The sequence below is a fragment of the Bacillus sp. EU63 genome (assembly GCF_038592915.1).
In the GTDB taxonomy this organism is placed as follows: Bacteria; Bacillota; Bacilli; order Bacillales; family Bacillaceae; genus Bacillus; species Bacillus velezensis.
Genome location: NZ_CP151944.1, coordinates 3,595,213 through 3,606,922, shown reverse-complemented (window position 1 = coordinate 3,606,922; position 11,710 = coordinate 3,595,213). Strand labels below are relative to the sequence as shown.

The following is an 11,710-nucleotide window of genomic DNA, read 5'->3' as shown; positions in this document are numbered from 1 at the left end:
GCGTGAAAAATGGAATAAAGATTCTGTCCAAAAGGAAGTCATATTAGCTTGTCCCTGCCCATAAGATGAAGTAGAGTCGAATCCCAAGCAGGAGGCAGCTGATATATGAAACCGATTGTATTTCTACTATCCGGGCTGTGTATACTTATTCTTCTAGTCCCCACCATTCTCGTCCTTCCGTTTCAGGCAGAAAAAGGCGCAGCCGTAAACAGAGAGCCCGGACACAAAACAGCACACACCACACGAGAAACAAAAGGAGCAGAAACATTGAAAGAATCACCTGTATCCATTCCGGTTTATCGGACATCCAATCATTCTGTAGAAAACATTCCGCTTGAAGAGTACGTGGTCGGTGTCGTGGCTTCCGAAATGCCCGCAAACTTTAAACCGGAGGCCTTAAAAGCCCAGGCGCTCGCCGCCCGGACATTCATCGTCAGACTGATGGTCGCTGACTCAGCCGTTCAGGCGCCGAAAGGATCACTGGTGGATGATACGCAAATGTTCCAAGTCTATCAAAGCAAAAGCCAGCTGAAAAAAGAATGGGGTTCTAAGTACGCACACAACCTCAAGAAAATCACAAACGCGGTCGCCGGCACGCAAGGAAAGATTTTAACGTACGACAACAAGCCGATTGAGGCATCTTTCTTCTCTACGAGCAACGGGTATACGGAAAATGCGGAAGCCTATTGGACAAGCGCCATTCCTTATTTAAAGAGCGTGAAAAGTCCGTGGGATAAACAATCGCCGAAATATCTCGCCACCCAGACCTTCAGTGTGCCGGAGTTTCAGCAAAAGCTCGGCGTACAGCTCTCGGGACAAAACACGGTGGGACAGATTACAGCCAGAACGCCGGGCCATCAAGTGGCGACGGCCGTCATAAACGGCAAAAAGCTGAAGGGAAGAGACATCCGGGAAAAACTCGGACTCCGTTCTGCCGACTTTGAATGGAAACGAAACGGCGGCAGCATCACCATTACGACAAAAGGATTCGGCCACGGCGTCGGCATGAGCCAGTACGGGGCCAATTACATGGCGCAGCAGGGGAAATCCGTGGCGGACATCGTCAAGCATTATTATCAGGGAGTGGACATTTCCGAAGCAGATTCATTTTTAAACAAATATATGGCGAAAAAATAGACGCTTTCATGAGCGTCTGTTTTTTTTGAAAACTATTCCATAAACGGTAAAGCAACCAACAGACTCATATAACGAAAGCCTAAAGGCTGACAAATGCCGATTGAAGGCTGAGCGCCGGGTGTAAATCACTGATAAAAATGCCGCTTCTATGTGAATATACGCAAAAATAATGAGGAACGCCGTCCTATTTATTTCCCTTTTCATCTCATTTACGATAAATATTGTTCGGCGTTGAACGTAAATCTATTGAAAAGGGGAAAAAGCAATGAAAAAAACATTTTCACTCATACTCATGCTCGGATTGATGCTGACTGCTGCATCTCCTGCTTTTGCTGCCGAGAATGCAAACGAGAAGACTCTTTCATTTAAAAACAATACCGCCATTTTACTTGATGCGAGCGGCAGTATGGCAAAACGGATTGACGGTGTTTCTAAATACAACATGGCAAAAGAAGAAATTGTCCGTTTTGCGGATCAAATTAAATCTAAATCACAGGTCAGAATGACGGTTTTCGGTTCGGAAGGCAATAATAAAAACTCCGGAAAGGTTCAATCTTGTGAATCCATTCGCGGTGTGTACGGATTCCAAAGGTTTGACAGACAGAGCTTCCTTAACTCTCTTAACGGAATCGGGCCTACGGGCTGGACACCGATTGCAAAAGCATTAGAGGATGCGAAGGCTTCCTTTACCGGTTTGCACAAACTTGGCAGTAAATCCGTTTTCCTGTTGACGGACGGCGAGGAGACATGCGGAGGAGATCCTGTTAAGACAGCGAAAGAACTTCGCAAACAGCATATTAAAGTCAACGTGATCGGCTTTGACTTTAAGGAAGGCTTCAACGGCCAGCTTCACGAGATTGCCAAAGCGGGCGGAGGAAAATATTACGAAGCTCACAGCCAAAAGGATATGAACCGCATCTTTACAATGGCAGCGAGTTCATTAGCGGAATAAGAAAAGGTGCCGTTTATCGGCCCTTTTTTTTATTTTTATTTAACAAAAATTTCAAGAAAAGATGAAGAGAAAACTGTAAAAAGAATCAGATTCCGGACTTATATTACAAAAAGGGCGAAAAAGGCATTAAATCTGTCATCATTTATGCAATCTTTTTAGGATGATGCGCATAATTCTGTTCATTTTTAACGGCGTACAGCCGCTTATACAAAAGGAATCCCGCCCTATATCTTTTTGCATACTCGTCATCTAGCATAGAGAAGAGCCGGGGGCCCATCGGCCAAAAACAAACGGAGAGGAATGAAGGAAATGAAAAAAATGTTCACTGCGGGGATTGTCGGACTTTTGACGCTTTCACTCGGATCACCTGTTTTTGCAGCTGAGAAAAAGCACGAAGAAACAAACGTTGCCGTGCTGTTTGACGCAAGCGGAAGCATGATACAAAAAACAGGGGGAGAGCGTAAAATAGATGTTGCGAAAGAGTCTGTCACTTCTTTTGCGGAAGTTCTTCCTGAAGACACGAATCTGATGCTTCGGGTATTCGGGCATAAGGGCAATAATAAAAACTCAGGCAAAGCCGTATCATGTAATGCGACAGAAACGTTATACGGCCTTCAGCCGTACGCCGTGACTCCATTTGAGCAATCACTCAGCAAGATTAAACCGACCGGCTGGACACCGATTGCGAAAGCGCTTTCTGATACGCGTGAAGAATTTGAGCGGGCCGGCGCCGCGGGGAAAAACGTCGTATATCTGATCACAGACGGTGAAGAAACATGCGGCGGGAATCCTCAGGCCGAAATTCAAAAGCTCCGTAAAGCGAATGTCAACACGGTCGTCAATATCATCGGCTTCAACTTCGGCATGAAAGGAAGCGAAAGCCTTGAAAAAGCGGCGGAAGCGGGAGGCGGCACATATGTCTCAGCTGACAGCGCGGACGAGTTCAAACAGGCTTGGGAAGACGCTGCAAAGGATTTAGCAAAAGAATAGGTTAAAAAAGGACGCCCGCGCGGCGTCTTTTTTGTTTAGAAAACAAAAACCGCGGGAATGATACGGATAAAAGGAGATGAACGCTGTTGTTAAAAGGAGCAGGCATTATATTAGTGCTGGCGGCAGTCGTTTTTGTTCTGATGGGAATTTTTCTGAAGCTTGCCGCCTTCATATTCGTCAGTATATTGGCCATTATCGCCGCAGTTATTTTATTCACCATTCTGAGCAGACATCATCGCAATGAAACATAGAGTCCTAAGAGGGCTCTTTTTTTAAACCGCAAATTCGACAAAATACAGGGATTGTGGAAGAATAAAAGAGAAGGATACTGCGGAGGGGAAAACAGTGGATGAAAAAACAACAGCGGTAAGAGACATATACCGCTATGAAAAAGGGGTATTAACAAAGACGGCAGATCGGATGGTTTCAGAGTATCCGCTGACCGTCATGGTGAACGGGCAGGAATTTGTTACGCTCGTCTGCACGCCTGACCATTTAGAGGAACTCGTCATCGGATTTCTCGCATCAGAAGGCGTCATTCGTTTTGAAAAAGAAATCAAAAGCTTTACTATAGATGAAAGTCTCGGGTTTGCATATGTTGAACTGACGAATCCCGGAGTGCTTGAGCAAAAAGACTATACGAAGAGGGTCATCGGTTCATGCTGCGGGAAAGGCCGCCATTTTTACTTTCAGCAGGATGTGAAAACGGCTAAAACCGCCGTCAGCCGTATCACCATAACTCCTGAGACGTGCCTTCGCCTGATGAAGGAGATGCAAAGCGGGAGCGGCACCTTCCGGGAAACGGGCGGCGTCCATAATGCGGCGCTGTGCGATACGGAAAAGCTGCTCTTCATGAGGACGGACATCGGGCGCCACAACGCGCTGGATAAGCTGTACGGCTGCTGTTTGAAAAACGGAATGCCGGTCCGTGACAAGCTGATCGTCTTCAGCGGCCGGATTTCCTCAGAGGTTTTATTAAAAGCCGCAAAAATCGGCGTGTCGATTGTCATTTCAAAATCGGCCCCGACGGAGCTCGCGCTGCAAATGGCGGAAGAGCTGAACATAACCGCGATAGGTTTTGTCAGAAACGGATCATTTAACGTATACACACATCCTGAACGGGTTGAACAATAGAAAGGGGTCTTGGGCTTATGAATACAGAAACGCGCCGGGTGACAGACAAAAGGGAAAGGCCGCTCAGGGATCTTCGTATCTCTGTAACCGACCGCTGCAACTTCAGATGCACGTACTGTATGCCAGCCGAATTATTCGGACCGGATTATCCATTTTTACAAAAGACGGAATTGCTCTCCTTCGAGGAGCTTGAGCGGCTTGCGAAGCTGTTTGTCGGCCGCTTCGGCGTTGAAAAAATCAGGCTGACGGGCGGAGAGCCGCTCATGAGAAAAGATATGCCTGAATTGATCAAAAAACTTGCGCGCATCCCCGGACTTAAAGATATCGCGATGACGACAAACGGCTCTCTGCTTCCCGTGTATGCGGAAAAACTGAAGCAGGCGGGGCTGCATCGCGTGACAGTCAGCCTCGATTCTTTAGAGGATGAGCGGTTTAAGGCCATTAACGGCCGCGGGGTTTCGGTGAACAAGGTGCTTGAGGGCATTGAGGCGGCAAAAGCGGCCGGACTCGGTGTGAAAATCAATATGGTTGTTCAAAAGGGCGTCAATGAAAAAGATATCCTGCCGATGGCCCGCTATTTTAAAGAAAAGGGTCATATTCTCCGGTTTATTGAATTTATGGATGTAGGCAATACGAATCAATGGAATAAAAAAGACGTGATCACGAAGGCCGAAATTATTGATCTGGTCAACCAGCACATGCCGACGGAGCCGATAGAAGCGAATTATAAAGGGGAGGTCGCTTCCAGGTTCCGCTATCTTGACGGTTCCGGCGAAATCGGCGTGATTTCCTCCGTCTCGGATGCGTTCTGCGCCTCCTGCAACAGAGCACGCCTGTCGGCGAGAGGCGAGCTGTTTACGTGCCTGTTTGCGTCAAGCGGCTATGATGTTCGGAAACTCGTGCGCGGCGGTCTGACCGATGATGAATTGACGGAATCCATCGCTTCTGTCTGGAGAAATCGCACGGATCAGTATTCAATTGACCGCGCGCTTTCTAAAACGGATGGGAAAAAGAAAGTGGAAATGTCTTATATAGGCGGATGAAGAAAAGCTTGCCCGGACAAGGGCAGGCTTTTTTATTCACATTATGAGAGCGGTCTGTTCAAAAAATACCGGTGACAGCCGAAATATATGATAGGAATTTTGATGCAGGACAATCAAGTTATGCAATTCCAAAGCCATACAATATGTTAAAATATAACCAATAGAAATTAGAAAAGGTTGTGAAAGGGGCATGACCGCATACGAGATTCCGTCATCTCAAGTTGGAGTCAAGATCAACAAATGGTACAAGCACATTTTAGCGTTTCAAGCGGCTGATGCCATAAAGCTGAAAGAGGAAATTGATGAGGATATACAACGTATGGAGGAAGACCAGCTGCTGCTGTTATATTATCAGCTGATCAGCTACCGCCATCATATTATGCTTGATTACGTCAAGCCGGAATGCACCGAACAATCACAGATTCAGTACAGCGAGCTGCAAAAGACGATCGAAAGCACGGACAGCATATCGGGACTGTCTGAGTATTATTTCCATTTGTTCAGAGGAATGTATGAATTCGATCACAATAACTATGTTGCGGCTATTTCTTTTTACCGGAAAGCGGAAAAACTCCTTTCATTTGTCGAGGATGATATAGAGAGGGCGGAATTCCATTTCAAGATGTCTGAAGTGTTTTACGTCATGAAGCAGACTCATTTTTCCATGAATCACGGGATTCAGGCGCTGGATACGTATATGAAACACGATTTTTACAGAGTGCGGAGAATTCAATGCCATTTCGTCATCTCAGGAAACTACATCGACTGCAAAAACTACGACAAAGCGCTTGAGCATTTAGACGAAGCCCTCCGCCTTTCTTTGCTTGAAGGACAGCCCCGCCTGATCGGGTCTTCGCTTTACAATCTGGGGAATTGTTATTCTGAAAAGCGGGATCTGGATGAAGCGGCCCGGTACTTTAGAAAAGCGGTTCCCGTTTTTGAAGAGCATCAGCTTGAACAGCTTCCGAAGGCGCTGTTCAGCTTAACGCACACCCTTTTCAGGCTGCATGATGACCAAGCGGCCCTTACCTATTATGAAAGAGGGGTCATGATCGCGAAAGAACGCGGCGACCGATTCAGTTTAGAGAAGTATAAGTTTTTACAAGCGCTTTATTTGGAGTCACTCAATATGGATTTAATCCATGAAGTGTTTGACTATATGAATGAAAAATCGCTGTATGTGTATATTGAAGATTTCGCCTTGGAGGCCGCCATTTACACAAGCGGACATGGGCAATATAAAGAAGCGGCGTATTTTTATGAAAAAGCGATTCGCATGAGAGAAAACATTCAAAAAGAACAGTGTTTATACGATATATAATTTTCTTAACCATCTGATCAGCAGATGGTTATTTTTTTATGCACATCATAACGTTTGACCATAGAAAAAAACGGAAAAATCGCAAAAGAGAGAAAAAAGTATGATGGGAAGGAGGGATTTGTTGTTCGGATTCAATGATATGATAAAGTTTTTCGTATCATTTCTCATCATTCTGCCGATGGTGTCTGTCATCCATGTGTCGGGACACAGCTTTATGGCCATGCTGTTCGGGGGCAAGGCATCATTGGATATCGGAATGGGGAAACGTCTTTTAAAAGTAGGGCCGATTCAGGTTCGGCGTATCTACTTCATAGATTCTTTCTGCAAGTTCGGCGAATTGCGGATAGATAACCGCCTGACGAGCGCGCTCGTCTATTCCGGAGGCTGTCTGTTTAATCTCGCTTCTATCTTTTTAATAAATCTGCTGATCATAAAAGATGTCCTTGAGCCAAACTTATTTTTTTACCAATTTGTCTATTTTTCAACTTATTATGTTTTCTTTGCCCTTCTGCCGGTGCAATACGGGGATAATAAGCTGTCAGACGGATTGGCTGTTTACAAAGTGCTCCGCTACGGGGAACGCTGTGAAATCAATAATTGAGAGTTTACATGTTTGCGTTCAGGCTGAAAGGGAAGAAAACAAGTACACAGAACAAAAAAGGAGCTGAAGAGATCATGAGTGAAGATAACGGTTTAAAAGACAAAGTAAAAGGCGGCATGAACAAAATGAAAGGGGAAGCAAAGGACAAAGCAGGCGACATGGCAGACAAGTCCGACTTAAAAGCGGAAGGTAAAAAAGACAAAGCGAAAGGCAGCCTGCAAAAGGGTGTCGGCAAAACGAAAGATAAACTCAGTGATGATTAATTTGATCGTGAAACACAGCAAAAGCCCAAAATATTTTGGGCTTTTTGTTATGAGAAATGACAAAAATTCCAGTTCATTTGGTTAATATTCACTAAATTTTTAAATATTCTATAAATTCACCGGTAATTTCTTTATAATATTCACATAGAATGTAACCTTTCTTCACATTTAATTAAACGTTTGTTGAAGAAAAAAATCAGAAATCGGTAATTTCTGCAAAAGGAATCGGGCCGTTCACCGTCGAATAACTTTTATCACTTAACATTTCATGAGGTGAAGGGGGTGACGGCCGCCTGCATCGTTTCGGTATGACCATGCGGATTGTGTTTGACTATCACTAAGGGGGAATACAGATGAAACTGACACCGGTTGAACAAGAAAAATTGCTTATTTTTACGGCGGGAGAGCTCGCTAAGCAGCGGAAGGCGCGCGGCGTTCTGCTGAATTATCCCGAAGCCGCCGCATATTTGACCTGTTATCTGATGGAAGGCGCGAGAGACGGAAAAAGCGTTGCTGAGTTGATGGAATCCGGCCGCAATGTATTGACGGAAAAAGACGTTATGGAAGGCGTTCCGGAAATGCTGGACAGCATTCAGGTGGAAGCGACGTTCCCGGACGGGGTTAAGCTTGTCACCGTTCATCAGCCGATCAAAGCGGAGGTGAAGTCATGAAGCCGGGAGCGATTCAAGTCGCAAAGGGGACCATCACCATTAATGAAGGCCGGAAGACGCTGGAGGTGTCAGTCACCAATAACGGAACACGGTCAGTGCAGATAGGATCGCATTTTCATTTTGCCGAAGCCAACGGCGCCCTTTCCTTCAATCGGGACAAAGCAATCGGCATGCGCCTTGATATCCCGTCAGGCACATCTGTCCGTTTTGAACCGGGAGAAGAGAAAACCGTCACGCTCGTGGAAATCGGAGGGCGAAAAACGGTCAGAGGTCTGAACGGCATGGCCGATACGTATATGGATGAGCGGGGAAAAGAGAAGACTCTGTCAAATCTTAAAAAAGCCGGATGGATGGAGGAGGCGATCCGATGAAAATGTCACGTGAGCAATACGCAGAACTGTTCGGACCGACAACGGGAGACAAAGTCAGACTCGGAGATACGGATTTATGGATTGAAGTCGAAAAAGATTTCACGAATTACGGTGAAGAAATGATTTTCGGCGGAGGGAAAACAATCCGGGACGGCATGGGGCAGAACGGGCGTATCACCGGGAAAGACGGAGCGCTTGATCTGGTCATTACAAACGCCGTTATCCTGGATTATACCGGAATCGTCAAGGCGGATATCGGGGTGAAGGACGGCCGGATTGTCGGCGTCGGAAAAAGCGGCAATCCTGATATCATGGATGGGGTGGACCCGTACATGATTATCGGTGCCGGAACAGAAGTCATTTCCGGCGAAGGGAAAATCGTAACGGCCGGCGGGGTGGATACGCATATCCACTTTATCTGCCCGCAGCAGATGGAAGTCGCGCTTTCTTCAGGCGTGACCACGCTTCTCGGCGGCGGAACGGGTCCTGCGACGGGAAGTAAAGCGACGACTTGTACATCCGGTGCATGGTACATGTCGAGAATGCTGGAAGCGGCCGAGGAGTTTCCGATCAACGTCGGTTTCTTAGGAAAAGGGAATGCATCCGATAAAGCGCCGCTGATCGAGCAGGTGGAAGCAGGCGCGATCGGCCTGAAGCTGCATGAAGATTGGGGATCAACGCCAAGCGCCATTAAAGCTTGCATGGAAGCAGCGGATGAGGCGGACATTCAGGTGGCGATCCATACAGACACGATAAATGAAGCGGGCTTTTTAGAAAATACGCTTGATGCGATCGGCGACCGGGTTATCCATACATATCACATAGAGGGAGCCGGCGGAGGCCACGCACCGGATATTATGAAACTCGCATCTTACGCCAATATCCTGCCGTCCTCTACGACGCCGACGATTCCGTATACCGTCAACACAATGGACGAGCATCTTGATATGATGATGGTCTGCCATCATTTAGATTCAAAAGTGCCTGAAGACGTGGCGTTCAGTCATTCACGCATCAGAGCGGCCACCATTGCGGCGGAGGATATTCTGCACGATATCGGCGCGATCAGCATGACGTCATCTGACTCGCAGGCGATGGGCAGGGTGGGAGAAGTGATTATCCGGACATGGCAGGTTGCCGATAAAATGAAAAAGCAGCGCGGCGCTCTATCAGGAGAAAACGGCAATGACAATGTGCGCGCCAAACGCTATATCGCCAAATACACGATCAACCCGGCCGTCACTCACGGCCTGAGCCATGAAGTCGGTTCCGTTGAAAAAGGGAAGCTCGCCGACCTCGTACTATGGGACCCGGTTTTCTTCGGCGTCAAACCTGAACTTGTGCTCAAAGGCGGCATGATCGCCCGCGCCCAGATGGGAGATCCGAATGCTTCCATTCCGACGCCTGAGCCCGTGTTTATGCGGCAGATGTACGCATCCTACGGTAAAGCAAACCGAAATACCTCTATTACATTTATGTCCCAGGCCGGTATCGCAAACGGTGTGCCGGAAAAGCTCGGCCTTGAAAAAATGATTTCTCCCGTACGGAATATCCGTAAGCTGAGTAAGCTCGACATGAAGCTGAATGACGCGATGCCGAATATACATGTCGATCCGAAAACCTATCAGGTGTTCGCCGACGGAGAAGAGCTGGCATGCCAGCCCGTCAGTTATGTTCCGCTAGGACAGCGTTATTTCTTATTTTAATCCCTCTCCGGCCGGTTTCCCGCCGGCCTGTTTACCCTCTATTGCCAACTTGATTTCATCCTGCCGCCCGTTTTAGTGTATATTAGTAGTTGACAAACAAATGAAATGTAACCATTGTGGTTACAACGGTGGTGAAAAACATGATTAACAGCCGTCTTGCTGTGGCCATTCACATTTTATCGCTGATCTCAACGGATGAACGGGCGTCATCGGACATGATTGCGGGCAGCGTAAACACCAATCCCGTCGTAGTGCGGAGAACGATCAGCCAGCTGAAAAAAGCGGGTATTCTGACATCCCGGGCGGGTGTTCCGGGAGCCAGCCTGAAAAAAGATCCGTCGGAGATCACCCTCTTAGAGGTTTACAGGGCGGTGCAGAATAAGGAAGAGCTTTTTGCGGTTCACGACAATCCGAACCCCGACTGTCCGGTCGGCAAAAATATTCAGCGCGCGCTCGATGAGACGTTCGGAAGCGTACAGCGGGCAATGGAGAATGAACTTGCGAGCAAGTCCCTTTATGATGTAATGAATCATCTCTTTTGTTAAAAAGAGATGGGTTCATGCCGCTATAGGTGTAACAAAAATGTTTACAAGAGGTAATGAGGAAATCACGGTATTGGCTCCATATTCAGACAAGCCTGGATGCGGGATTGCGATCTGTTTAATGAAAAAATCCTCCGAAACTAAAGGAGGCGGTTACCGGGATATTTTTATTTTGCTTAAGGCTTATGTGAAGGTGTCAGCTGTGAGCAAGTTAAACAAAAAATGATATCCTGCCTCCAGCAATGCTAAAACCGTTCGCCTCTTAATAATCATTTAAAATTTCTCGAGGAACGATCAGCAGCCCGTTAGCTGCCCCTAATTAAAGATGAGCTGTTACCACACTGTTACATTAGAACTTCCGCTGCTTTTATATCCTTCTGTCGCTAAGACTTGATAAGCCCAATTACTGCCCAGATTCATTCCATGGCTCTTCCATGCGTTAACATGATTGCTGAAAGTGATTGCAGCGTTGCTTCCTGTCGGTCTCTTCGACTGGCGGACACTCCAGTACTGCGTAAAAGTAGTGTTATCGCCATCAATGGAAGGTGCATTATAACGTGTCGTTGTATATATGTCATATGTACCTCCATCACTCTTTACAGTACCTTTATACGTTCCGGTAGGTCTGTAAGTACCCCATGAATCCACCACATAATATTCGATGAGAGGTGCTCTCGTCCAGCCATATAAAGTCAAATATCCATTGCCATTCGGCGCCCAAACACCGGCATTATAGTTTATTGTTCTAAATGGCGAGCCTGTAGTCCAGCCTTTACCAACAACGAAATTCCCGGTATTAGACCAATTAACACTGTAATTCCCGCCAGAGCCATTGACTGCGTTTACTGTTCCGCCCCCGTCAGTCCAATTTTGCCAGTAATCTGTGCCAGCTGCAGAGGCGGTTGCCGAAAACATGCTGATACTCATGAAAGCTGCCGTTAATCCCACTAAGAATTTCTTTTTAAACTTAAACATATGT

At 46.7% G+C, this 11,710-nt stretch carries 15 protein-coding genes; 14 read left to right on the top strand and 1 reads right to left on the bottom strand.

From position 1 onward, the window contains the following. The first annotated feature begins 105 nt into the window (after nucleotides 1-105). The 14 genes from spoIID to NYE38_RS18015 all read left to right on the top strand — a co-directional run bounded on the left by spoIID (nucleotide 106) and on the right by NYE38_RS18015 (nucleotide 10,957). A complete protein-coding gene (gene spoIID / locus NYE38_RS18080; protein ID WP_017418739.1) occupies nucleotides 106-1,137 on the top strand; it encodes a stage II sporulation protein D in 1,032 nt (343 codons plus the stop codon). A gap of 265 nt (nucleotides 1,138-1,402) precedes the next feature. Beyond that, on the top strand, nucleotides 1,403-2,089 hold the full coding sequence (locus NYE38_RS18075; protein WP_007407590.1) for a VWA domain-containing protein: 687 nt from the start codon (nucleotides 1,403-1,405) through the stop codon (nucleotides 2,087-2,089). 309 nt (nucleotides 2,090-2,398) lie between these two features. After that, complete coding sequence (locus NYE38_RS18070; protein WP_017418741.1) at nucleotides 2,399-3,079, top strand: VWA domain-containing protein; 681 nt, start codon at nucleotides 2,399-2,401, stop codon at nucleotides 3,077-3,079. A gap of 86 nt (nucleotides 3,080-3,165) precedes the next feature. Continuing rightward, entirely contained in the window at nucleotides 3,166-3,330 is a 165-nt protein-coding gene (locus NYE38_RS18065; RefSeq protein ID WP_007407587.1) for a hypothetical protein, read from the top strand. A 94-nt stretch (nucleotides 3,331-3,424) separates the two neighbouring features. Continuing rightward, entirely contained in the window at nucleotides 3,425-4,213 is a 789-nt protein-coding gene (gene fdhD / locus NYE38_RS18060) for a formate dehydrogenase accessory sulfurtransferase FdhD (RefSeq protein WP_017418742.1), read from the top strand. A 17-nt stretch (nucleotides 4,214-4,230) separates the two neighbouring features. Then, the gene (moaA, locus tag NYE38_RS18055; RefSeq protein WP_017418743.1) at nucleotides 4,231-5,256 is read left to right on the top strand and encodes a GTP 3',8-cyclase MoaA; all 1,026 of its coding nucleotides are present in this window, start codon (nucleotides 4,231-4,233) and stop codon (nucleotides 5,254-5,256) included. A gap of 190 nt (nucleotides 5,257-5,446) precedes the next feature. Continuing rightward, nucleotides 5,447-6,577: a tetratricopeptide repeat protein gene (locus NYE38_RS18050; protein ID WP_017418744.1), complete on the top strand. Its 1,131-nt coding sequence runs from the start codon at nucleotides 5,447-5,449 to the stop codon at nucleotides 6,575-6,577. 121 nt (nucleotides 6,578-6,698) lie between these two features. Continuing rightward, the gene (locus tag NYE38_RS18045; protein ID WP_007407583.1) at nucleotides 6,699-7,178 is read left to right on the top strand and encodes a hypothetical protein; all 480 of its coding nucleotides are present in this window, start codon (nucleotides 6,699-6,701) and stop codon (nucleotides 7,176-7,178) included. A 74-nt stretch (nucleotides 7,179-7,252) separates the two neighbouring features. After that, nucleotides 7,253-7,441 carry a CsbD family protein gene (locus NYE38_RS18040; protein WP_026092293.1) on the top strand — a complete coding sequence of 63 codons (189 nt, stop codon included), beginning with the start codon at nucleotides 7,253-7,255 and terminating at the stop codon, nucleotides 7,439-7,441. 353 nt (nucleotides 7,442-7,794) lie between these two features. Beyond that, nucleotides 7,795-8,112, top strand: a complete 318-nt coding sequence (gene ureA, locus NYE38_RS18035) for an urease subunit gamma (RefSeq protein ID WP_007407581.1) — start codon at nucleotides 7,795-7,797, stop codon at nucleotides 8,110-8,112. Then, nucleotides 8,109-8,483 (top strand): urease subunit beta, encoded by a 375-nt coding sequence (gene ureB / locus NYE38_RS18030; RefSeq protein ID WP_017418746.1) that lies wholly within the window; start codon nucleotides 8,109-8,111, stop codon nucleotides 8,481-8,483. The genes ureA and ureB overlap by 4 nt, the downstream gene beginning before the upstream one ends. Next, entirely contained in the window at nucleotides 8,480-10,189 is a 1,710-nt protein-coding gene (ureC, locus tag NYE38_RS18025; RefSeq protein WP_017418747.1) for an urease subunit alpha, read from the top strand. Before ureB ends, ureC begins: the two co-directional genes overlap by 4 nt. Before the next feature lie 140 nt (nucleotides 10,190-10,329). Beyond that, the gene (locus tag NYE38_RS18020; protein WP_003151203.1) at nucleotides 10,330-10,734 is read left to right on the top strand and encodes an Rrf2 family transcriptional regulator; all 405 of its coding nucleotides are present in this window, start codon (nucleotides 10,330-10,332) and stop codon (nucleotides 10,732-10,734) included. A 37-nt stretch (nucleotides 10,735-10,771) separates the two neighbouring features. Continuing rightward, entirely contained in the window at nucleotides 10,772-10,957 is a 186-nt protein-coding gene (locus tag NYE38_RS18015; RefSeq protein WP_017418748.1) for a hypothetical protein, read from the top strand. A 107-nt stretch (nucleotides 10,958-11,064) separates the two neighbouring features. On the opposite strand, the gene xynA is transcribed toward NYE38_RS18015, so the two are convergent. Next, nucleotides 11,065-11,706: an endo-1,4-beta-xylanase XynA gene (gene xynA, locus NYE38_RS18010; protein WP_007407578.1), complete on the bottom strand. Its 642-nt coding sequence runs from the start codon at nucleotides 11,704-11,706 to the stop codon at nucleotides 11,065-11,067. Between the last annotated feature and the right edge of the window lie 4 nt (nucleotides 11,707-11,710).